This window comes from Microcoleus sp. FACHB-672 (genome assembly GCF_014695725.1).
Taxonomy (GTDB): domain Bacteria; phylum Cyanobacteriota; class Cyanobacteriia; order Cyanobacteriales; family Oscillatoriaceae; genus FACHB-68.
Genome location: NZ_JACJOU010000021.1, coordinates 71,278 through 93,491, shown reverse-complemented (window position 1 = coordinate 93,491; position 22,214 = coordinate 71,278). Strand labels below are relative to the sequence as shown.

The following is a 22,214-nucleotide window of genomic DNA, read 5'->3' as shown; positions in this document are numbered from 1 at the left end:
CCTCAGTCCGTTTCTGCATGGATATCTACCGCAACGGGTTCTGCTGTTTCATTTAACGCTGAACACTGTTACTGGCGACAGGTGCCGGTTCGTAGAGGTACTCAAACCAATTGCCATCAAGATCGCGTCCATAGAATGAGGCTGTGCCATCCCGGTGATCGTGGATGGGACGCACATCTACTCCTGCTGCCTTCATTTGTTCGTAGGCAACTTCTATCTCGCTGCGCTCATTGAAGATAAATCCGAAATGCTGTCCTGCGTGCTTATAGCTTGGCCCTAACAAGGCTAAACCATCTTCACCGGCTTTGAGGTAAGCCCAGTCTGCATCCTTCCAAACGACATCCATGCCTAAGTTCTGGTAAAACTCAGCAGCTTTGTTAATGTCCTGAACACAGATCGCAACGTGGCCTATTCGTTTCAATTTCATAACTGAAAAGTGAAAAATTTTATTGCTTTTCTACCGACTCTATTTTATTACGGCTATTTTAGATTCGGTATTCAATCTGGATTTTTCTGAAATCCAGTAAAGATAGCGTGGTACTCTAACCAACTTTAAACCCTATCGCACTCGAAGATGCCTATTTTCTAGGCACCCTCTCTAGTAAAGTTCATCTTATTTGGGCAGTAGCTTGTGGCGCACAACTTGGTCCGGCCTCTGTTTATGCGAAGTCAAGTTGCTTCGATCCCTTGCCCTTCCCAGCTCCTACACCGGCACAAAAACAAAAAATTCGGGAAATAGCAGAAAGATTAGACGCACATCGTAAAAAAGTACAAAGCCAATCTCCCGAAATTACGATTACTGGAATGTATAACCTGCTCGAAAAACTCAAGGCTGGGGAAACTTTTACTGATGCAGATAGAGCTTACAATGATAAAGCCTTAGTTTCCACCCTCAAACAGAGCCACGACGCACTTGATGCAGCCGTTTTAGATGCTTACGGATGGGACAAAATATTAGCGATAAAGAGATATTAAACCGGCTTGTTGCTCTCAACGCGGAACGCGCCGCCGAAGAACGAAACGGACTGATTCGCTGGCTGCGTCCAGAATACCAAGCACCGGCAGAAACGAGCGCACAAATGACTATCACCGGCATCACGGATACTGAAGAAATCATAACTGTGCCGGTGGAGCAAAAAACCTGGCCAAAAACTCCTAAAGATCAGCTTGCCGCGATTCGTGACTTACTCCGTACCACCGGCACTGAATGGACAGCCGAACAAGTCGCGGCACAATTTAAAGGCGCAAACCGGCAGAAAAAAGTTATCACCCAACACCTCGAAAGTTTGGAATGGTTCGGCATCTTGCTTAGTCGTAGCCAAAACGACATCAGCCGGTGGCACTACGCAGAATTACGGATAGCCGGTTAACCTTTCCCCCTTCACTTGATTGTTGAATTAAGCGAGTTAGGGTGAATCTCAAAAAACCTTCTTCCCGCGTAGTTCTGCCAAAGTGTTAAAAAAACCTTAACTCACTCAAAACCAATACCCCTACTAATTTGATAACCTTACTTAAATAGTCTTGGGAACGAGTAACGAGCGTGGATATTCAAATTGGAAGGGGCAAGGCAGCTCGCAGAGCTTATGGAATTGACGAAATTGCGCTAGTACCGGGACAGCGAACTCTCGATCCGAGTTTAGCCGATACTCGCTGGCGCATTGGCGGCATCGAACGAGAAATTCCCATTATTGCCAGCGCAATGGATGGGGTTGTCGATGTCCGCATGGCAGTGCGACTGTCTGAACTTGGGGCACTGGGTGTACTTAACTTAGAAGGCATTCAAACGCGCTATGCTGACCCAGAGCCGATTTTAGACCGCATCTCCTCTGTGGGCAAAGATGAGTTTGTGACCTTGATGCAGGAACTTTACGCCGAACCCATCAAGCCAGAACTCATCGAACAGCGAATTCAGGAAATTAAGCGCCAAGGCGGAATTGCAGCGGTTAGCGCCACACCGGCAGGGGCAACCAAATACGGTTCAGTTGTTGCTAAAGCCGGCGCGGATTTATTCTTTGTACAGGCAACCGTTGTCTCAACAGCTTACCTGGCTCCAGAGTCAATCACGCCCCTCGATTTAGCCCAATTCTGCCGAGAAATGCCCATTCCTGTGATTTTAGGCAATTGCGTCACTTACGAAGTGACCCTGAACTTAATGAAGGCAGGGGCAGCCGGCATCTTGGTAGGAATTGGCCCTGGTGCGGCTTGCACGTCTCGCGGTGTTCTCGGTGTGGGGATTCCTCAAGCAACGGCTGTGGCTGACTGTGCTGCCGCCCGTGACGATTACTATCAAGAAACCGGCAATTATGTGCCCGTGATTGCGGATGGCGGCTTAATCACCGGCGGAGACATCTGCAAATGTATCGCTTGCGGAGCCGACGGTGTTATGATCGGTTCACCTTTTGCAAGGGCGAAAGAAGCACCAGGCCGGGGCTATCACTGGGGCATGGCAACACCGAGTCCTGTTCTGCCACGAGGCACGCGCATTCGGGTTGGCACCACCGGCACCCTTGAGCAAATCTTACGCGGGCCGGCACAGCTTGATGATGGCACCCACAACCTACTGGGCGCACTGCAAACAAGCATGGGAACCTTGGGAGCCAAAGACATTAAAGAGATGCAGCAAGTTGAGGTCGTCATTGCTCCCTCACTGCTAACTGAAGGCAAAGTTTACCAGAAAGCGCAACAACTGGGCATGGGTAAGTAAAATTACCCCTCTAGCTAAAACTTTAAATTTTTCTACAGTTCTAAAGGCATCAATCGAATCAGTCGCTTACAATAGAAGAGAAGCGGAGACGTAAGTTTCCGTTCACTCCTCACACCACACTCCGCCCGGACTATGTTCGGGCGGTTCCTTATTAATTAGACATTCTCATGTCCCAATAGCGCAGTTGTAGCACCCTAAGAATGGTAGAATGACAATCTTAAAGACAATGTAGAGAGGGATTGTCAGGCATGTCAGCAGCCGCACAAGTTACAGACGCCACGTTTAAACAAGAAGTGCTTGAGAGCGAAGTTCCCGTATTAGTCGATTTTTGGGCACCCTGGTGCGGACCTTGTCGGATGGTCGCTCCTGTCGTCGATGAAATCGCTCAACAGTACGACGGGCAGATAAAGGTCGTCAAAGTCAACACAGACGAGAACCCCAATGTAGCCAGCCAATATGGAATCCGCAGCATTCCCACGCTGATGATTTTTAAGGGTGGTCAGCGGGTTGATATGGTAGTTGGTGCCGTTCCCAAGACCACACTGGCAAACACGCTAGAAAAGTATCTCTAAGCGTCGTCTGCCACAATTCAACAAGCCGCAACGCTGTTAGGGAATCTTCACTGGCCGGCTAGGTGGCTAACCCTTTTGGGCGTTACTGATTTCGGTCAGAAATAAAGGGTTTTTACGATCTAAAACATTACAAATCAACCCGTTCTGGTTTATAGCTGGGGCGGGTTTGTTTTTTTAAGTTGTCAACGCTCTCGCAAAATCGGGAGGCTGCCGGCAAATTACTCAGCTCAGGGGCTGCTTAAGCGCTAAAAGTGCTGAAAATAAGGCGATCCCAGCCCAAGTCTGGGTAGAATAAAGGTACTGCCAGGACACAAGCATTCATGTCTTCTTCTTTGAACTCAACAGAATCCCTCTATAACGACCTCTTAGAATTATTCGCCGAGCTGCCTAACGCGAAGCATCAGAAATTTATTGAGCGCACGCTGGCATCTCTGGTGCGGATTGCGGGCGAAGAAATAGAGCGGCTCGATTGGAAGATTCTGACGGCTTGTTTGGAAGATATGGAGCGTGCATTCCGGGTGTTTTATCCTTACCGGCACGTTCGCAAAATTACCATTTTTGGTTCGGCTCGCATCACAGAAGACAGCCCAGAATATAAAATGGCGGCCCAGTTCGCTCACAGTGTCACCCAGCAAGGATTTATGGTGATTACAGGTGCCGGCGGTGGGATCATGCAGGCCGGCAATGAAGGAGCCGGTGCGGATCAATCCTTTGGCTTGAATATTCAACTCCCCTTTGAGCAAGGGGCCAATCCTTTCATTGCCGGTGATCGCAAGCTCATTAACTTTAAATATTTCTTCACCCGCAAGTTATTCTTCCTCCGTGAAAGTGACGCCCTCGCCCTCTTCCCCGGCGGATTTGGTACACAAGATGAGGCATTTGAGTGCTTAACCTTAAGCCAGACAGGCCGGCTTGGCCCTGTGCCCTTGGTGTTAATTGATCGAGCCGGCGGCGACTATTGGCATGACTGGAACGCCTATATTCACAAGCATTTAGTCGGAAGAGGATTAGTTAGCCCTGCCGATCCCAACCTTTACACGATTACCGATAACTTGGATGTTGCGTGTGAAGCCATCCGCAGTTTCTATCGTGTTTATCACTCCAGCCGGTACGTCAACGATAAGTTTGTCATGCGTCTGAAATCTGAACTTTCAGAGGCGGATGTCGAACAGTTAAATACAGATTTCAGCGACATTTTAGTGAAAGGACGCATTGAGAAAAGTCAGGCGTTTCCCGAAGAAGCCGTTGATGATACATGGGAGCTACCCCGCCTAGTTTTCTACTTCAACCAGCGAGATTTAGGGCGCTTGTATCAACTGATCGGCACCATTAACCAAATTGGTGCCACCACGCCGGCAGCTGCTCATCCAGAGCAAAAATAGCGATTCGAGATTAATCGTTAACCACAACGCGATCACGTCCCCCTTCCTTGGCTTGATACAAGGCTTCATCGGTTGCGGCAATTAACTGTGCCGGTGTTGTGTTGTGAGCCAATGCGCTGGCAACCCCCAAACTTAAAGTCACGACAGATGCCGCCGCTGATTTAGCGTGGGGAATTTGCAAAGAGCGGACGCCGGTGCGAATCGCCTCCGCAATTTGCAACGCACCGGCAGCGTCCGTATCGGGCAAAATCACCGCAAATTCCTCACCGCCGTACCGAGCGGCCAAATCTGCCGATCGCTGGAGCACATTGCGAATTGCACCGGCAACCTGTTGTAAACAAGCATCACCGGCTTGATGGCCATAAGTATCGTTGTAGGGTTTGAAACAGTCGATATCGCACATAATTAGGGAGATCAGAGCGGTTCCTTGTGCCAGACGCCGCACCTCTTGCTCCAGATAGGTATCAAACCGGCGGCGGTTGGCAAGAAGCGTCAAGCCATCTGAAGACGCCAGACGCTCTAACTCGCGGTTAGCCGCCTGTAGCTGCTGGTAAAGTTGCGCTTGCTGAATCGCGATTGCCACCTGTTCTGTGAGTTGCATTAATAACTCACCCTCCCAAGTTTGCCATTGCCTTGGGCCACTACACTGGTGGGCAATCAGCAATCCCCACAACTGATTTCGGGTTTGGGATTTGGGATTTTGCAGGGCTTGTTCGCTTAGCAAAATCGGCACCACTAAATTTGCTTGAACCTGAAACTGAGCCAGTAAGTTGATGTGACACTGACTCATATTTGCCGTGTAGATATTTTCAGTCGCGCGGATGCGACCTTGTTTGTAGAGCTTTACATAAGTCGGGGCAAAACAGGGGTCGTGAATATTGGTAGCTAGAATTGCCGGCCAGCCCCCTGTCACAGACTCCACCGCAACCACGCCATCGTAATTCGATTCAAAGCGAAAAATGATCACGCGATCTGCCTGTAGCAGCTGCCGCACTTCCGCCACAGTCGTGTTCAGCGTTTCTTCTAAATCCAACGATTGACGAATCCGCTGAGCCATCGCCCCAAGCAGGCGTTCTCTCTCTGCTTGCTGCCGCAAGGCGATCTCTGAATGCTTGCGTTCGGTAATATCGTGGCCTTCAGAAATCAGCAAGACGACTTCCCCGGCTTCATTGAACACCGGCTTAATGGAAAAGTCTATGATTGCGACTTTATCCTCCGCCCCAAACATTTCCACTTCGTAGCGTACCACCTGGCCGGCAGCGGCTTGGGAAATCGCCTCTTTCAAGCGTTCCTGAGTTCGATTGAGGCTGCCATCGCCCGCTCTCCCCCTCTCCAGGGCTTTCCCCGTGGGCTGATGATCCCTCACCCACCACCGGCATTCCCAAAACGGGCGAGCGATCACATCGGCGCTGGTGAGTCCGCCAAAATTAAGTGCTGTTTGGTTCGCTTCCAGCAGCGTGCCATCTGGGTTCATCAGTCCGATTAATTGAAACGAGGAGTTGAAAATCGCCCGAAAACGTCTTTCACTTTCCAGCAAGCTGGTTTGTGTTCGCTGGCGTTCTGTGATGTCGCGAAAGCTCCACACTCTGCCAATAATTTTTTCACCGGCACGTTGCGGCAGTGAGTAGCGCTCAAAGAGCCGACCGTCTTTTAACTTTAAAATGTCGTAAAGTTCGGCATCTACCTGGTTGGGCAGTTCCCTGATTCTTCGCAAGAAAGCTTCAGGATCTTGCAACTGCTCAATTGCAAAGGTGAGCAGGCGAGTTGGATTTTGCGAGGCCATAAATTCATCAGTAATGCCCCACATCTGGACAAATTTACGATTAAAGCTGATGATTTCTCCGGCTATGTTGAGGGCAACGATGCCGTCGGCAGTTGATTCTAACGTGGCATGAAGCAGAGAAAGCGAGCGCTCAAGTTCCGCCTCTGCTTGTTTGCGTTCGCTTAAGTCTCGCATCGCGATCACCCGAACTAAGCGGCCTTGATAAGTGATCGATTTGCCCCTAACTTCTACAGGAAACGCGCTTCCATTTTTCTTTATGCGAATACTTTCATAAGTTTTTTCTGTACCCGACGCAATGATTTCTTTGAGGAGCGGATGTAAGGCCGGCGCAAAAAATTCCATCACATTCATTCCGATGGCTTCGGATGATTCGTAACCTAACAACTCAATAAAGTTTTTATTAATATCTACAATTTTATCTTGATCAACAATCCCAATGGCTTCAAAAGATGCTTCATAAAATCGCTGGAGCTGTTCCTCACTTTCCCGCAAAGCCGCCTCGGTTTTCTTGCGCTCTGTAATATCTAGGATATATCCTTCATAGTAAGTAATTTCTCCCGTTTCATTTCGCACCACTACAGTGAAGTCATACACCCACCGGCTTTCTCCATTGCCTTGAACAATGCGGTAATCCTGTTCAAAAGAATTAGCTCCAGCTTCGCTATAAGCTTTAACTTCTGCTGACACTCTTTCTAAGTCGTCTGGATGAATAATACTGGCATAAAACAATTGACTGTTGCTGCATTGAGTGGCTTGATAACCAAATTGAGAAATATTAGGTGAAACATATTCAATTGGCCAATTTTCTGTTGCTAGCCAGCGAAAAACAGTAACCGGCCCTCCAATAAATAGGTTTCGCTCTCGCTTAAGCACCTCCTCGGCTAGTGCACGGCAGGCAATCTCCTCTTGCAATTGTTCATTCGTCCGTCTTAGTTCTACGGTGTGTTCGTCTACTTTCTCTTGGAGGTGATCGCGGTATTGCCTCAATTCTTCCTTGGCTTGTACTAATTCAGTAATATCCACCGCGAAAACAATCACTCCGACAATATTGCCGACGCTGTCACGGTAGGGGATTTTATCAGTGCGAATCCAAAGCTTTTCTCCGGTGAGGGTTTGCAGCGGTTCGATAATCCCTCTTTTAGGACAGCCTGAATTGATCACTTCTAAGTCGTCTTGGTAATACCCATCTGCTTCGTTGGGCGATATTTTGTAAAGTGATGCGCTTGCTATCGCTTCTACCGGCACCCCTGTTGCAACCGAGGCGGTTTTGTTAATCCGTAAGAGCCGGTTGTGGGTGTCTTTATACCAAATCAGCGCCGGCACAGAATCAAAGATAATTTGCTGTTCTTGTTGCTGGCTTCGCAGCGTCGCCTCTGTTTGGCTTCTCTTAATAATTTCGACTTGCAATTGTTCGTTGATCTGGGTAAGTTCAGCGGTGCGCTTTTCTACCGCTTCCTCAAGTTGCTCGTAATATTGGCTTAACAGGCTTTGTTCGCGCTCTCTTCGTTGCGCTTCTGCTTGCAATTTGGTGTCAGCTTCTAACGCTAGGGCGATGAAGTCGGCGCTTGCGATGGCAAAATCCTTTTCATCTGGCATCCATTGGCGCTCGCATTCTTTGTCAGAAGTGTCAGAAGTGATATGTTCATAACAAATAATGCCCACTATCTGCCCATGCAGCCGAATGGGTACGTTTAATAGAGCTGTAATGCCTAACCTTGAAAGATAAGACTCTGACAGTTCTTTCTTTATCGGATCGCTACAGGCGTGGTGCGCTGCTATCGTTGTTTGTTTTTCTAGCGCTTGAAAATAAGTTGGATAGTTAGCAGTTTCTAACACCATGCCTTCAGAATGACGCTCATCTTGCGCTTCGTAAAGATCGAGGCAGACAATTTTTGAGTGATTTGCTTTATACAACCAAACGCTAACGCGTTCAACCTCAAGCGTGTCAGCAACAATTTTTGTAATTTCTCTCACAACAGCTTTCAGATCCCCCCGGTTGAGGATCTGGTTTTTTGCGAGTTCTGTGAGGGTGCGCGTTTGCCGGCATCGGCGTTTTTCGCATTCGCGCTGCTGTTGTTCTATCTGCTTAGTTTGGGTGATGTCTTCGCAAACCAAAAGAATGATGGAGGAAGGTTGAGGGTTGAAATCATCTGAAACCGGCACCATACGGGCACTGGCTTTTACCCAGAGAATTTGACCACTCGCACAGACAAGCCGGCTTTCCCAGCTGATAACCCGATCTAGATGTTGCCAATCAGCTGTATCCAGCGCTTGCAGTTGTTGCCGATCTTCAGGATGAAGAATCTCAGCTATTGATTTTAAAATCAACTGGCCGGCAGGATAACCGAGACGTGCGGCACCAAATTGATTAACATCAATAACAACACCCGTTGGGTCGAGCGTTAAGCAGATAGTCGGAATAAATTCGTATAAAGTTTGAGCCCATCCCAGGTCAGCTTTCCTTTCACGCACAGCGGCTTCAAGGTTGTAATGGTTTGCATTGAAATCAGAAGAGTGGAACTGTTTAAGAGCTGTTTTTGCTTCCTAGTATAAAAGCATTGCTTTCACGGGCAGAGCCGATTTTGCTTTGAGCTTAAACCCCAGTTAAAACCTCAATTAAAGTGTTAATACTGAATTAACACTTTAAAGAATATTCTGGGAATTTTATGCTTTTTGGGCATAAGTCTTCGGCTGCATCCTAGATTAGCAAAAATATTAGTGGGAGCATCTTGTTGCCAGAGATAACAGCCAGCAGGCAAAATGTCTGCACGACAAACAACCGCCTACAAATTTACAAAAATGCGATGATCCCCAAGTCTTTGTTGCCTTCGTTCAAAATGTTTTACCTTTTGTTACTAACCCCACTGTCAAAATGGCTTTATTCTCTGAGCCTATACTAAAAAGTTGCAGATTGGGTAACTGCCGGCACCCCACACTTATATGGTTCATCCTTATCACAATTAAATGATTATTGCAATAGGACTTTGCACTTAATCTACCTTACTAAAACTGAGCTTTTAATTCTGTTTTGAATTTAAAACCCTACAGACGTCTTTCTCTCGTAGGACGTGGGGGATCAATAGCGAAGCAAAAGAAACTGTTATACGTTGTCAACATCAGGTACTAACAGAGGTTCTTAAGTCCGATTTTGGCTTCACCGTTGCCCCACCAGGCAGAACGCGTTATCTTAATACATTTTAAATTTGAGATTTTTAATTTATCAACTAAATAAAGCTAGCTTTCTTAAAACTTTAAACTGTGCCTTTAAATTCCCAAAAAACTTTACGTGCTGCCTGTGTTGCAATATCTTGAAACGGGTGCTGAAATACAAGGATTGAAGGGGTGCCGACAAAGTTTTTGTTGAGATATACGGGCGGGTGAATCATGCTTTACGAAGAATGAATGAGCCATCATTATTGTTGCAGAATAGAAAATTGAATCAAAAAAGGGCAAAATTCTATATCTTTTTAACCAATATCTTGTTTAATAACACCGGAGCAATTTCAGTCAGCGGCAAAATATACTGAGCGGAACCGAGGGCAATCGCTTCTTTCGGCATCCCAAAAACGACACAACTCTTCTCATCTTGAGCGATGGTGAGACCACCGACTTTGCTGATACTGAGCATTCCATCTGCACCGTCTCGGCCCATTCCTGTTAAGAGGACACTCGCAGCGGACTTGCCGTAAAAGTTAGCTACCGAGTTAAACGTAACGGTTACAGAGGGACGATGTCCAGAGACAGGTGGCGCAGGAGAACAGTGAAACCGGCCTTTGTTATCCACTTCTAAATGATGCTGCTCTGGTGGAAAATAAATCGTGCCGGCAGCAGGATACTCACCCGCCGTGGCAATTCTTACGGAAAGAGAACACTCCCCATTTAACCAATCCACCAATCCTTTTAAAAACCCCTCGCTGATGTGTTGCACACAAATCACCGGCACCGGGAAATTTGCCGGCAGTTGAGTGAGAATAGTGTGCAGTGCTTGGGGACCGCCGGTGGATGCCCCAATTGCCAATATTTTTTTGACGGCTAAGTGCTGATTGCTAACTGCTAAGGGCTGAGGGGGAGAGGGGAGAACGAGTGGCGGTTGTTTGGCCGGCTGGGCTTGTTGCTTTGGAATTTTGCTCTCGCGATTCTTAGTGTCTTTGACGATAGTATCTTTGACGCTCAGCGGCTTTGGCTGAGGGTTAAAAGATGCTGGTTCCGTGGTTGTTTTTTTGCGCCGCAGGGTAAAAACAGCCACGCCAGATAGTATCCTAATTTTGCTGATCAATTCCTGGCGGATGGATTCGTAATTCGGGCCGAGCGCACCATGAGGTTTGGGAAACACATCCACCGCCCCTGCTTGCAGCAGACGAAAAACAGTGTGCGTATTTTCTGGCTGCACTGAAGAACTGATCACCAAAATTGGGCGCGGGAAGTTTGCCATCACTTCTTGGGTGAATTCCAGTCCATCCATTTGAGGCATATGCAAGTCCGTGCAGATCACTTGGGGCTGAAGTTGAGGAATGAGGGCCAAACCCTCCTTGCCGGTGCGAGCCGTTCCCACCACTGTAATATCAGGGGATGAGGCTAGCATCCGTTTAAGAATGGTGAGCGCCACAGGTGAATCTTCTACCAGCAAAACGCGAATTGTCATTTGTCATTTGTCCTTTGTCACCTGTCACCCGTCATTTCTGGGATGTTTTTTAACAACCACCAACAATCGATTTTTCTGGGATGTTTTTGAGCAACAACCAACAATCGATGACCCATGAGGAATGACCGCTAAACTAGCCGTCTCAATGTTTCTAACAGCACTTCTTGATTAAAAGTGCTTTTTGTAATGTAGGCGTTAGCACCGGCTTGTGCCCCAATTCTTCTATCCTCGTCTGTAGCGAGGGAGGTGACCAGGATAATCGGTAATTCTTTATATTCCTTGTGTTGGCGAATTTTTACCGTCAAACCCAAGCCATCTAAATTCGGCATCTGAATGTCAGAGACTACCGCATCAAAAGAGCGAGTTTTCAGTTTATTGTAGCCATCCAATCCATCGACGGCGGTAACAACTGCATAACCGGCAGATTCGAGAATGCGTTTTTCTTGGGTACGAGTGGCGATCGAGTCTTCCACTAGCAGAATCGTTTGTTTCCCTGCTGCCGGCACCGCCGCACTGACGGGTTTGATCGCTTTAGATGGCCGGCGAACCGATTTGATCAAATCTTGAGGATTTAGCACCATACAAACTTCGCCGGTGCCCAAAATCGTTGCGCCGGCAACATTTCGCACCCGTTTGAGCAATTTACTTTGAGGTTTTAACACCACATCTTGCTCATCAAGCAGCGCATCTACCAGCAGCCCCAGGCATTCTTCGCCTACCTTCAAAATAATACAAGGCTGTTGCTTGCCGTTTTTTATTTCTTGTCCCTCAGCCGCTGGGTTTGAGAAATGATTGTTGAGCGAGGGCATTTCCAGCAAATTCGCTAGTGGGGCAACTGATATGGGTTGACTGTCTAAAATCATTGTTTCGCGGCCTTCAATTGTAAAAATATCACTCTCAGCCACCAGCCTAGCCATTTGCACAAATTCCACCGGCAAAGCATAGGCAATGTCATTAACAGCAACCAACAGCACATGAGCAGTAGACAGGCTCGTTCCCAGATTCAGGCGCAAGGTGCATCCCTTTCCGGGTGCCGATTCTACATGAATACTGCCTTTGAGATGCTCGACATTGGTTCGCACCACATCGAGTCCCACACCTCTGCCGGAGACTTCTGTAACAAATGTTCGAGTTGAGAAACCGGGCGCAAAGATTAGAGACTGAATTTGATTGAGCGTCATGGTTGCCAGTTCTTCTTCCCGACAGATCCCGCGTTTGATTGCCGTGCGTTTAATACTGTCTATGTCCAAACCCCGCCCATCATCAGCGACCTCAATAATAATGTTGGTGGCGGTTTGGTAACCTCGCAGCCGAATCGTGGCTACTGGCGGTTTGCCCATCTGCAAGCGCTCTGCCGGTGTTTCGATGCCATGATCAATCGCATTGCGAAGGATATGCATTAAAGGATCTTTCATTTCCTCCAAAATCCGCTTGTCTGCCTTAGTTTCTCCCCCTTCAATGATGAGTTCTACTTCTTTGCTTTGCTGTCTGGCGAGATCGCGCACCATGCGGGGAAATAAATTAAAAATTGTGGATAGCGGCAGCAGGCGCAGAGTGCGAATTCCTTCTTCTAATTCATCGGCGACGGTGTCGAGTCGGGCCGTGTCTTCATAAACGGCATTTCTGAGGCGGTTGACGAGCGAGCCTAACTGCTCTAGACGTTCTTCGGCTCGATGGTGCAAGTTTTGTACTTGCTTAAGGGTGCCATTGCGAGCTGAGGGGCGCAGGTGGAAATTACCCGGAAGTTTTAGGTTTGAGTCTGAGTTCCGCCCGTTTGGAACTTCGACTTTCAAGCCTCGCTCTAATTCGTCGAGGGCAAAGCGATTGACAAAAACATCCCGGCTCCATTCTTCCCACAAGCTGACGATTTCCTCGATTTCTCCGAGCCGGTGGGCGATCCGAATTTTGGCAACGGTTAATTCACCGGCTTGAGTCATGAGGGCATCGAGATTTCGAGTTTCAACGCGAATGGTATCGATGCGGTAGGTATCACTGCTGATTTTCGCCGCATCAGTTGAGGGAAGAGGCAAGCCGATGGCAGCCGGTTGAACCGACGCGGCTGAGAAGTACCCGTTGCCGGTTAATGGCTGAGGCTGCTGGTTAGAGGTGATGTTTGGTGTTTGTAAAACTTGAGCCGGCTGCATTACAGTTGGCGCTGCTGATGAGCCGGCAGCGATAGCATTTCCATCCTCTGTAGAGCTTGCAGATGGGGGCGTCTGCTGGATATGTGACATCCGGGTGAGAACGTCTGCTGGGTTGGTGCCAGTGGGTTCGCCAGTGACGGCTTCGTGCACAAGTTGGCGGATGCCATCCAATCCGTAAGACAAGTTATCGCAAAGCGCTGAGCTAAAGCTAAGTTCGCCAAGTTTGACTGCCGTGAAAATATGCTCTAGCTGATGCGCGAGAGTGCCCACATCTTTGACGCCCAACATCCCGGCATCACCTTTGATGCTGTGGGCTTCTCGCAGCATTTCTTCTAATTTGGCATTGTCGTTGGGGAATTTTTCTAAGGAGAGCAAGCCCCGATCCAGTTTTTGTAAATGCTCTTCACAGACGATTTTGAAGGTGGTGCGAAGTTCGTCGTCTTCGATATAGCGATGGCTTTTTTGCCCGCTAATGAGTTTTGAGTTTTCAGCAGGGGTTGGGAGTTGAGAATTATTGGGGATGGGCGATGTATTATTTTGCCGGCGATCAGGTGTTTCTTGCCTAGGTTGTGTGATGTGCTGTTCTGCTGCAGCTTCCCTTTCTTGTTCACTTGTATGAGTTGGGGCTGCCGGTGTGAGCTTTATCTCTGGAGTTGGCTTGATGATTTCAACCGCTTCTTCCTTAACCTGCAGTGGTTTCGGAGGTTGAGTATCCGCTCCCATCAAGTGAGCAAGGGCATAAAATGTGTTGATGCCGCTGGGTTCGCCGGTGACAGCTTCATGGACGAGTTGACGAATCGCATTTAACCCGCCGGACAAGCGATCACAAAGCGCTGGGGTAAGGCTGGCTTCGCTACGCTTAATGGTGCCCAAAATATGCTCTAGCTGGTGGGCTAAGGTGCCAACATCTTTGATGCCTAACATATTGGCATCTCCTTTCAGGCTGTGGGCTTCCCGCATCAGTTCATTTAGCCCATCTAGATCGTCGGGGTATTTTTCTAAATGCAACAGCCCTTCATCAAGTTTCTGCAAATGTTCTTCGCTGGCATCTTTGAAGGTAATTCGGAGTTCTTCATCTTCGATCATCATAAATATTCGCTCCTTTACAAAGTTGGGAGAGTAATTGATGTTTAGAATGTTTATCAAACTGAGAAGCTGACAATTAGTTAATAGATAAAGGCTTTAAGCGAACTGAACATCTGCTGATGAGTGTAGCAGTTGGCTTTTATTTTGGGCGATTTGATGGCGGAGCTTTGGAAGCTTCTCTATAATTCGGCTGTTTATGCCTGCAGCATTCAGTTGCAGTTCCTGAGATGCTGCGCCTGGGTTTAATAAACTGAGGGGCTGTTCAATCAATACGTCTATTTGAGCTTCCCCCCTCCGTCTTTTGTAGAAGGCTTGTTCATCATTTCTTAAAAATTCTTTATATTTTGCAATCAAATAACACTCGAGTGTCTGGGTAATTTTCCCGATGCCCAGCAGTCTATCGCTTTCTTGTAAAAGAGCTTTCTCTGTAGGTTGTATATTTTTTAACCCGTCCAAAACTTGAATGGTGCTGGTGGAAATTCCCTCTGCCAACACAGTAGCTAAAATCTTGAAAAGATCACGAGCGATTAGAATCCTGTTTTTTAAGTTTAGGTTACCAACCATTACAGCCTCTCTGAGAATCTAAACGAATGCTTAATATATAGTAAGAATTTCTAGATTGCGAAACCTTGGTACTGCTAGACCGGACGAGGAAACGGGCACGCTCGCGCTCGTCATTGTGGCTCAAGATGTGAGGTTTGAATTTTTCCTTTCTCGGCTAGTTTTTGCACCCACTGAGCCGCATTATTGGTACATACCCTGTTTTTTATCCTAACTTAACTCCTTAATTAAATGAATGAGTTAATTAAAAGATAGCGTTTGCCGCCGGCATGGATGCGTTTTATTCTAAAAACTTCTTTTTTCTTAGAATTTATTATAAGGGTTCGTTGACTTTGACAAACCGTTGGTTCTGTAACTGCGCTCCTATTTATTTTGCTTTATCTACCTGTGCTTTTCCCTTAGTGAGTACGAATGCACTATTGATAATATATTCACTTAAATTCAATAGGTCATATCTAAATAATTCTATTAATCATCAAGAAAATTATTTAGATTTTTAGATACTTCTGAAAACCATTTAATTATTAAATTAAATAATTACAAACTTTTGTAAAATTTTTAAGTGAAAAAGCTAGGTGCTTTAGAATAGCTAAATTGAGGTTTAGACTTATAAAAATGTTTATAACGTTTAATCAGAAGTTATTCAAATGTTTGGCAAGAAAAACTATTTTTGATTGAAAAAGCAAAATTTAAGCAATGACTGTCAGGCGAATGCTTGTTTCCAGCCCTCGGTAAATTGCTGGTTCTTTCAAAACTATATTTGTGATAGCCGATGCGGTACTAAGCAAAAGTTGTTCCTCCTTAAGCCACAACCTTCATGGCTTTGTGATTAATTGCTTTATCCATATACCTTCTGCCGGCGAATGAACTCAATGTGATATTATTAGTGTTCCCAGCAGCATTAATAACTAACCGAATATTTGCTACTTGATCGGGAATTTTTGAACGGACAAACACAGCCCTAGTGCTTCTTCAGCAGGGTTTTGCCCGGGAGTTGTGGGCAATACGGCAAAAGTGGAGACGCTAAAGTTGGCAGAGCCTTCACCCAGACTACCATTCGGCAAAAACTTGCCCCCTGAATTATTCGGTAATAGGTGCAAGAATTTCAAATTCCCTAACTACCTAATTCCGGTGTCATTCCCACTTGTATTGGCAAGTAGAAAACATTGCTATTTAATCAAATATCTTAAATGGTATGAGGTGGCTCAGGTTGTTTTCGCTGGCCAGTTGGCTAGGATGCAGAAGTCAAACAGCGCCATCTGAAAAGTGTAGTAATTTTAAATATTCTTATGAAAATTTTTGCCCCGACACTAATATCGGGGTGTTTCTCGTGAGCGATGATTAACATTAGTTGGCCACAGCATTCACCTGAGCGAGCTGCTATGCCGGCACCTCAATGGGAATTACCTCAAACCGACATCAAACTGAACTCGGCGCGGAAGTGGAAGCGGCGAGTTCTTCCAAGCGTTCCTGCTGATCTTGGCCTATACAGGACTGAACAAGCTGTTCGATTTCACCTTCCAGAACAGGGGTGAGGGTGAAATTTTGTCCAAGCCGATGATCCGTGACGCGATTATCTTTGTAATTGTAAGTGCGGATCTTTTCCGAACGTGCGCCGGTGCCGACTTGAGAACGCCGCATGGATGTGACGGCTTCTTGTTGCTCCCGCAGCTTCAACTCATAAAGCTTGGCCCGCAAAATTTGCATGGCTCGCTCTCTGTTTTGTAGCTGGGAACGCTCTTCTGTGCAGAAGATCCGGATGCCAGTTGGTTTGTGGAACAAGTCAACGGCTGTTTCCACTTTGTTGACGTTTTGGCCACCGGCACCGCCAGAACGAGCAGTGGTCAGTTCAATTTCCTTCGGATCAATATGGACTTCCACATCATCCACTTCTGGCATAACTGCCACGGTTGCGGTTGAAGTGTGGACGCGTCCCCCGGCTTCTGTTACCGGCACCCGCTGTACCCGATGGACGCCGGCTTCAAATTTGAGCTTGCTGTAAACTTGATCGCCTTGAATTTCCAGAACAGCCTCTTTAAAGCCGCCCATTTCTGCTAAAGATTCGCTCACCAGCTTGACGCGCCAATTTTGGTTTTCAGCATAGCGGGAATACATCCGCAGTAAATCGCCGGCCCAAATACTGGCTTCATCTCCGCCTGTGCCGGCGCGGATTTCCAGCATGATGTTTTTATCATCATTCGGATCACGGGGCAGTAACAATATTTTCAGCCGTGTCTCTAAGCTTTCCAGCTTAGCTTCCAGTTCTTCAACTTCCAGCGCTGCCATTTCTTGCAGATCAGGATCGCTGTTTGATTCCTTAAGCACTTGCCGAGTGCCGATCAATTCCTGCTGAGTTGTTTTCCAAATCTCATAGGTATCGACCACTTCTTCTAGAGAGGAACGAGCCTTAGCCACCCGCTGGTATTCATTCGGCTCTCTGGCCACATCTGGGTCAGCCAGACGGCGGGTTAACTCGTTGAAGGTTTGCTCAACGGATTTTAGCTTGTCGAGCAGATAAGTCTCAGCCATGTCGCGATCACCAGTCAAAATAGTAGGGTTTATCAGCTTTCTTTAGCTCTCAGCTGCCACTGTGTTGAGTGGCGCAGGGCTGAGCGCTGAGTTTTGAGTTAATTCAAAACTCAATTCCTCAAAACTTCTTGCTGACAGCCCTGCTACCTTTTCTTTTTGGTCTGCTCGCCTGCTTCCGGAGTTTCGCTTCCCATGCCGTATTTACGCAGGAAGCGCTCAACGCGGCCTTCTGTATCAATAATTTTCTGGGTGCCGGTGTAGTAAGGGTGGTTGCCAGACCAAACATCAACGTGAAGTTCGGGTTTTGTGGAACCGATTGTCATGACTAATTCCCCGTTGCAGTAAACCTTAGCGTCGGGATACCACTGGGGATGAATATCAGGTTTTGCCATTGTTTTGGACTCTTAATCGGTTGACTCTGAAATTATTTTAACGCTCATCAGCCCGTATCGTTTGCCCTGAGTCCTTTGCATTTCAATAAGGGGCAAAGGACAGAAGACAAAGGACGTTTGACTTAGCGCTTAGAGTATTGAGGTGCCTTACGGGCTTTACGCAGACCGTATTTCTTCCGTTCTTTGGCGCGGGGATCGCGGGTTAAATACCCTTCGATTTTCAACGGTTGGCGGTTGTCTGGGTCTAGCTGGCAAAGGGCGCGGGCGACGCCTAGGCGAATGGATTCTGCTTGGCCGGTTAATCCGCCACCTTGAACCTTAACCAGGATGTCATATTCATTTTCCAGACCCAAGGTTTCTAAGGGAGCCTTGGCAGCAGCTTGATAACCGGCATTAAATTGCAGGTAATCTTCTCCAGTTCGACCGTTGATGAGCAGCTGGCCGGTGCCGGGAACGAGGCGCACTCGTGCGACGGATGATTTACGGCGTCCGGTGCCCCAGTACATGGCGCGACCGCTTTGTTCGGTTGCTTGCATTAGTCTTGTCCTCCGGGAATCGTTTGAATATTGAGGGTTTGGGGTTTTTGAGCTTCGTGGGGATGGTCGGGACCTGCGTAGACTTTGAGATTAGTAAACAGTTGTCTGCCGAGGCTGTTTTTGGGCAGCATCCCCTTCACGGCTTGCTCAACGATCCGTTCGGGGATGCGAGCTTGCAATTTGGCGAAGGTTTCTGTTTTCATGCCGCCCGGTCTGCCGGAAGTGCGCCGGTAGAGTTTCTGGGTGCGTTTTTTGCCGGTGACGTTGATTTTTTCGGCATTCACCACGATCACAAAGTCCCCGGTATCGATGTGAGGGGTATAGATGGGTTTGTTTTTACCCCGTAAAATCATGGCGATTGCAGTGGCCAGCCGGCCTAGGCGCTGGTCAGCGGCATCCACAACGTACCAGTTTTTCTCGATAGAAGTTGGATTGGGTAGGAAAGTTTTGTTTTCGCTCATTTGTCATTATGTCCTTTGTCATCTTTAAAAAATCTTTTGTTTTTCATCTTTTGTCATTTGCTCTGGGACAAGAGACGAAGAACCAAAGACGAATTTGGGCATGGTGTCAAACCAGATATCTGGGGGAAACGGGGAGTCGGGATAGCCAACTCTTAGCAAGCAGAGTCCATGAGCCGGTGCTGCATACTTGACTTCTTCACGGCGCTCGTTTGTCCACAGTTCTTGGAAATTGGCCACCGACCGCTGTCCCCTGCCCACTTGAACCAGCAGCCCGACGAGCAGACGCATCATGCCATAGAGGAAGCCATTGGCTTGCACTTCAATATGAAGGAATGGCCCTTGCCGGTAGCACTCAGCGACGTGTACTTCCACCCAAGAATGCTTGCGCTGCGATCCAGCTCGGTGAAAAGCAGCCAGATGATGGTAGCCAACCAGCGGTTTTAAGGCTGCTTGGATTAACGATTCATCTAAGGGAGCATGATAATAATGCCAAGCAAAGGGTTGCACAAACAAGTTGGGTTGCGCTTCTGTATAGAGGCTGTAGCGATAACGACGCCACTGGGCACAGAAGCGAGCGTGCCAGTCAGAAGGCACTGAGGCCGAGGCCCGAACCAGAACATCTTTGGGCAACCTGGTATTGAGAACTGCTGCCCACCGATGGCCCGGAATTGTGCCGGTGGCATCAAAGTGAGCGACCTGGGCTGCTGCGTGGACGCCGGCATCGGTGCGACCGGCTCCATAAAGAGTCACTGGCCGATTGAGTGCAGATTGCAAGACTTTTTCAATTTCTTCCTGCACACTTCGATGATGGGGTTGCCGTTGCCAACCGTAAAAATGAGTGCCCAGGTATTGAATCACCAGGGCAATTCGCTGTGTGTTGGTTGGGCAATGTGCGCTATCCATCTTTTGCAAATTACTAACAGCTAATTGCTAATTCCCATTAGCCATCAACCATTAGCATTCGCCAATGACCAATGACCCATGACATCAGACGAGTTCGATAATCGCCATTTCAGCATTGTCACCTCGTCTGGGCATGGTTCGCAGAACCCGAGTATAGCCTCCGTTTCGATTGCCATACCGAGTAGCCACTTGTTCAAACAGCGCATGGACGAGCTGTTTGTCGTAGATATAGCCGAGGGCTTGCCGGCGGGCAGATAGAGAGCCATCTTTGGCCAAAGTAATGATCCGGTCAGCTTCCGAGCGAACCGCTTTGGCCCGCGTTTTTGTGGTAGTAATCCGACCGTGGCGGAGCAGCTCGGTGGTCAGCGCTCTGAGCAAAGCCCGACGCTGATCTGCCGGCTTACCGAGTTGAGGAACACGACAACCGTGACGCATAGGGAATTCTAAAGTATAATTACAAAGTGAGAAATCAGAATGAAAAAGGGAGAAGGGAGCAGTGGAAAATTAGTTTTTCCCATGTGCTTATCCCTTGTCCCTTTTTTACGTGGTTTTCGCCGATTTTTCTTGCGGCAGCGTAATGCCTAAACGCTTCTGCAAAGCTTCAATCACTTCTTCAGCGGACTTTTGACCGAAGTTTTTGATCTCTAAAAGATCTTCTTGGCTGTAATCCAGTAAGTCGGCTACTGAGTTAATTTGCGCCCGCTTGAGACAGTTATAGGCTCGCACTGAGAGCTGCAACTCTTCAATTGGAATCTGGCTGGTTGGATCTTCTGGGAAGTCGTCTGCTTTATCCAGTGTCTCAAGGTTGATATCCTTGAGCGGATTGAACAGATCAACCAAAATATTCGCAGCTTGGCTGAGAGCCTCTTGGGGGGTGAGGCTCCCATTCGTCCAGATTTCCATAATTAGCCGATCTTTCTCCAGAGAACCCCCAACGCGGGCATCCTCAACGCTGTAGTTGACTTTGCGAACCGGCATAAAGATCGCGTCAATCTGGAGAAAGTCTACAGGGGTGTCGTCGCGGCTGCGATCAACCGCTCGATAGCCTCTGCCTTTTTCAATCCGAAATTCCATTTCCAACGTAGCTCCCTCTGAGAGGGTGGCCACATACTGGTTCTGATCGACCACTTCGACCTCAGAAGGCAGATCGAACTGTGATGCTGTAACAGTTGCTGACCCATTTACGAGCAATCGACCAATCTGGGGTTGAGAGGAATAGGTTTTGAGGACAACTTCCTTCATGTTAAGGAGGATTTCCAGCACATCCTCCCGCACCCCTGGAATTGTGGCAAACTCGTGATTAACCCCCGCAATGCGGACAGCTGTCACCGCCGCACCTTCCAGGTTAGACAGTAGCACCCGCCTCAGCGCATTGCCGACCGTGGTTCCTTGCCCCCGTTCCAGCGGCTCCAAAATAAATTTGCCGTACTGACCCTGATCTTTCTCAGTGTTGGACTCTACACATTCAATCTGAAACTGCGCCACGGAGTGACCTCCCTTCTCCTTGATCCCTGGAAGGCTCACATAGCCTCCCTCTATGAATGCTGACTTGATACCCAGCTGTGTTTCCGCAGGCAAAATCCAAAGAAATTCTTTGTTGTGTTTTGCCTGTTGGCTTTCGAGTGCCTAAACTCGCCGACGTTTCGGTGGGCGGCAGCCATTGTGGGGAATTGGGGTAATGTCCCGAATCAGTGTGATTTCTAGCCCAGCACCTTGTAAGGCACGTATCGCAGTTTCTCGACCCGATCCTGGCCCACTCACCATCACTTCTATCTGGCGCATACCCTGGTCGCCGGCTCGTCTAGCGGCGCTCTCAGCTGCTGTTTGAGCGGCAAAGGGGGTGCCTTTTTTAGCTCCCTTAAAGCCGCTAGAGCCGGCTGAGGCCCAGGAAATCACCTCACCGTTTTGATCGGTGATCGTGACAATGGTGTTATTAAAGGTAGACTGAATGTAGGCTACCCCATTGGGGACGTTCCGTTTTTGCTTCCGCGCCCCTGCTTTTTTTGGTGTTTGTCGCGCCATATCGGTCTGTTTGAGAGGGTTTTAAGTTGATTGTTGTTGAGTTCTAGAAGGCGCTTACTTCTTAGCTGCTGCCTTCTTCTTACCTGCAACGGTCCGACGGGCACCGCGACGGGTTCGAGCGTTTGTGCGGGTTCTCTGTCCCCGTACCGGCAGTCCCAAGCGATGGCGGCGACCTCGATAGGTGCCGATATCCATGAGGCGCTTGATGTTCATCCCCTCTAAGCGCCTGAGATCCCCTTCAACTTGATAGTCGCTCTCTACCGCTTCTCGTAACGCCGCTACATCCGCGTCACTTAAATCTTTGACGCGGGTGTCAGGATTGACACCCGTGGCGGCTAGAATATCTTTGGACCTCGATAGCCCAATCCCATAAATGTAGGTCAGACCGATTTCGACGCGCTTATCGCGAGGAAGGTCTACCCCGGCAATCCGTGCCACGATTTTTTCTCCCTATTCTTTACTTTGTTGCTAAAAATCTCGAATGGACAGATGCCAGA

At 48.0% G+C, this 22,214-nt stretch carries 19 protein-coding genes and 1 pseudogene; 5 read left to right on the top strand and 15 right to left on the bottom strand.

Annotated elements, in window-relative coordinates; translation table 11 throughout:
• Positions 1 to 52: 52 nt before the first annotated feature.
• Positions 53 to 427 carry a VOC family protein gene (locus H6F56_RS17335; RefSeq protein WP_190670630.1) on the bottom strand — a complete coding sequence of 125 codons (375 nt, stop codon included), beginning with the start codon at positions 425 to 427 and terminating at the stop codon, positions 53 to 55.
• Between the two features lie 260 nt (positions 428 to 687).
• Here H6F56_RS17335 and H6F56_RS17330 point away from each other — a divergent pair, with 260 nt between their 5' ends.
• The 5 genes from H6F56_RS17330 (at position 688) to H6F56_RS17310 (ending at position 4,658) form a co-directional block, all read left to right on the top strand.
• Positions 688 to 975: a hypothetical protein gene (locus H6F56_RS17330; RefSeq protein WP_190670628.1), complete on the top strand. Its 288-nt coding sequence runs from the start codon at positions 688 to 690 to the stop codon at positions 973 to 975.
• Positions 942 to 1,370: a hypothetical protein gene (locus H6F56_RS17325; RefSeq protein WP_190670624.1), complete on the top strand. Its 429-nt coding sequence runs from the start codon at positions 942 to 944 to the stop codon at positions 1,368 to 1,370. The genes H6F56_RS17330 and H6F56_RS17325 overlap by 34 nt, the downstream gene beginning before the upstream one ends.
• A 170-nt stretch (positions 1,371 to 1,540) precedes the next feature.
• Complete coding sequence (locus H6F56_RS17320; protein WP_190670622.1) at positions 1,541 to 2,704, top strand: GuaB3 family IMP dehydrogenase-related protein; 1,164 nt, start codon at positions 1,541 to 1,543, stop codon at positions 2,702 to 2,704.
• Positions 2,705 to 2,952: 248 nt separating this feature from the next.
• Entirely contained in the window at positions 2,953 to 3,276 is a 324-nt protein-coding gene (trxA, locus tag H6F56_RS17315) for a thioredoxin (RefSeq protein ID WP_190670618.1), read from the top strand.
• 320 nt (positions 3,277 to 3,596) lie between these two features.
• A complete protein-coding gene (locus tag H6F56_RS17310) occupies positions 3,597 to 4,658 on the top strand; it encodes an LOG family protein (protein ID WP_190670609.1) in 1,062 nt (353 codons plus the stop codon).
• A gap of 10 nt (positions 4,659 to 4,668) precedes the next feature.
• Here H6F56_RS17310 and H6F56_RS17305 read toward each other — a convergent pair whose 3' ends face one another.
• The 14 genes and pseudogenes from H6F56_RS17305 to rpsM form a co-directional block, all read right to left on the bottom strand.
• A complete protein-coding gene (locus H6F56_RS17305; protein WP_190670607.1) occupies positions 4,669 to 8,913 on the bottom strand; it encodes a PAS domain S-box protein in 4,245 nt (1,414 codons plus the stop codon).
• A gap of 985 nt (positions 8,914 to 9,898) precedes the next feature.
• Entirely contained in the window at positions 9,899 to 11,083 is a 1,185-nt protein-coding gene (gene cheB, locus H6F56_RS17300) for a chemotaxis-specific protein-glutamate methyltransferase CheB (RefSeq protein ID WP_190670597.1), read from the bottom strand.
• 128 nt (positions 11,084 to 11,211) lie between these two features.
• On the bottom strand, positions 11,212 to 13,701 hold the full coding sequence (locus H6F56_RS17295) for a response regulator (RefSeq protein WP_416360997.1): 2,490 nt from the start codon (positions 13,699 to 13,701) through the stop codon (positions 11,212 to 11,214).
• A gap of 375 nt (positions 13,702 to 14,076) precedes the next feature.
• Positions 14,077 to 14,313, bottom strand: a pseudogene (locus tag H6F56_RS27360) (Hpt domain-containing protein); the annotation flags it as partial.
• A 96-nt stretch (positions 14,314 to 14,409) separates the two neighbouring features.
• Entirely contained in the window at positions 14,410 to 14,877 is a 468-nt protein-coding gene (locus tag H6F56_RS17290; protein WP_190670579.1) for a hypothetical protein, read from the bottom strand.
• A 1,416-nt stretch (positions 14,878 to 16,293) separates the two neighbouring features.
• Positions 16,294 to 17,403: a peptide chain release factor 1 gene (gene prfA, locus H6F56_RS17285; RefSeq protein ID WP_190670781.1), complete on the bottom strand. Its 1,110-nt coding sequence runs from the start codon at positions 17,401 to 17,403 to the stop codon at positions 16,294 to 16,296.
• Between the two features lie 143 nt (positions 17,404 to 17,546).
• A complete protein-coding gene (gene rpmE, locus H6F56_RS17280) occupies positions 17,547 to 17,795 on the bottom strand; it encodes a 50S ribosomal protein L31 (RefSeq protein WP_190670576.1) in 249 nt (82 codons plus the stop codon).
• Positions 17,796 to 17,917: 122 nt separating this feature from the next.
• The gene (gene rpsI, locus H6F56_RS17275; RefSeq protein ID WP_190670572.1) at positions 17,918 to 18,331 is read right to left on the bottom strand and encodes a 30S ribosomal protein S9; all 414 of its coding nucleotides are present in this window, start codon (positions 18,329 to 18,331) and stop codon (positions 17,918 to 17,920) included.
• On the bottom strand, positions 18,331 to 18,792 hold the full coding sequence (gene rplM / locus H6F56_RS17270; protein WP_190670569.1) for a 50S ribosomal protein L13: 462 nt from the start codon (positions 18,790 to 18,792) through the stop codon (positions 18,331 to 18,333). Before rplM ends, rpsI begins: the two co-directional genes overlap by 1 nt.
• A 24-nt stretch (positions 18,793 to 18,816) precedes the next feature.
• Positions 18,817 to 19,695: a tRNA pseudouridine(38-40) synthase TruA gene (truA, locus tag H6F56_RS17265; RefSeq protein WP_190670562.1), complete on the bottom strand. Its 879-nt coding sequence runs from the start codon at positions 19,693 to 19,695 to the stop codon at positions 18,817 to 18,819.
• A gap of 84 nt (positions 19,696 to 19,779) precedes the next feature.
• Complete coding sequence (gene rplQ / locus H6F56_RS17260; protein WP_190670553.1) at positions 19,780 to 20,130, bottom strand: 50S ribosomal protein L17; 351 nt, start codon at positions 20,128 to 20,130, stop codon at positions 19,780 to 19,782.
• A 105-nt stretch (positions 20,131 to 20,235) separates the two neighbouring features.
• Entirely contained in the window at positions 20,236 to 21,180 is a 945-nt protein-coding gene (locus H6F56_RS17255; protein ID WP_190670551.1) for a DNA-directed RNA polymerase subunit alpha, read from the bottom strand.
• Between the two features lie 141 nt (positions 21,181 to 21,321).
• On the bottom strand, positions 21,322 to 21,717 hold the full coding sequence (gene rpsK, locus H6F56_RS17250) for a 30S ribosomal protein S11 (RefSeq protein WP_190670547.1): 396 nt from the start codon (positions 21,715 to 21,717) through the stop codon (positions 21,322 to 21,324).
• 54 nt (positions 21,718 to 21,771) lie between these two features.
• Positions 21,772 to 22,155: a 30S ribosomal protein S13 gene (gene rpsM / locus H6F56_RS17245; protein ID WP_190670539.1), complete on the bottom strand. Its 384-nt coding sequence runs from the start codon at positions 22,153 to 22,155 to the stop codon at positions 21,772 to 21,774.
• Positions 22,156 to 22,214 lie beyond the last annotated feature (59 nt).

What these genes read in the sequence shown, in the direction of transcription:
- rplM (WP_190670569.1), bottom strand. Translation starts at nt 18,792, where the DNA reads ATGAGCGAAAACAAAACTTTCCTACCCAATCCAACTTCTATCGAGAAA.
- H6F56_RS17290 (WP_190670579.1), bottom strand. Translation starts at nt 14,877, where the DNA reads ATGGTTGGTAACCTAAACTTAAAAAACAGGATTCTAATCGCTCGTGAT.
- rplQ (WP_190670553.1), bottom strand. Translation starts at nt 20,130, where the DNA reads ATGCGTCACGGTTGTCGTGTTCCTCAACTCGGTAAGCCGGCAGATCAG.
- prfA (WP_190670781.1), bottom strand. Translation starts at nt 17,403, where the DNA reads ATGGCTGAGACTTATCTGCTCGACAAGCTAAAATCCGTTGAGCAAACC.
- rpsK (WP_190670547.1), bottom strand. Translation starts at nt 21,717, where the DNA reads ATGGCGCGACAAACACCAAAAAAAGCAGGGGCGCGGAAGCAAAAACGG.
- truA (WP_190670562.1), bottom strand. Translation starts at nt 19,695, where the DNA reads ATGGATAGCGCACATTGCCCAACCAACACACAGCGAATTGCCCTGGTG.
- trxA (WP_190670618.1), top strand. Translation starts at nt 2,953, where the DNA reads ATGTCAGCAGCCGCACAAGTTACAGACGCCACGTTTAAACAAGAAGTG.
- rpmE (WP_190670576.1), bottom strand. Translation starts at nt 17,795, where the DNA reads ATGGCAAAACCTGATATTCATCCCCAGTGGTATCCCGACGCTAAGGTT.
- H6F56_RS17310 (WP_190670609.1), top strand. Translation starts at nt 3,597, where the DNA reads ATGTCTTCTTCTTTGAACTCAACAGAATCCCTCTATAACGACCTCTTA.
- rpsI (WP_190670572.1), bottom strand. Translation starts at nt 18,331, where the DNA reads ATGCAAGCAACCGAACAAAGCGGTCGCGCCATGTACTGGGGCACCGGA.
- H6F56_RS17335 (WP_190670630.1), bottom strand. Translation starts at nt 427, where the DNA reads ATGAAATTGAAACGAATAGGCCACGTTGCGATCTGTGTTCAGGACATT.
- cheB (WP_190670597.1), bottom strand. Translation starts at nt 11,083, where the DNA reads ATGACAATTCGCGTTTTGCTGGTAGAAGATTCACCTGTGGCGCTCACC.
- H6F56_RS17325 (WP_190670624.1), top strand. Translation starts at nt 942, where the DNA reads ATGGGACAAAATATTAGCGATAAAGAGATATTAAACCGGCTTGTTGCT.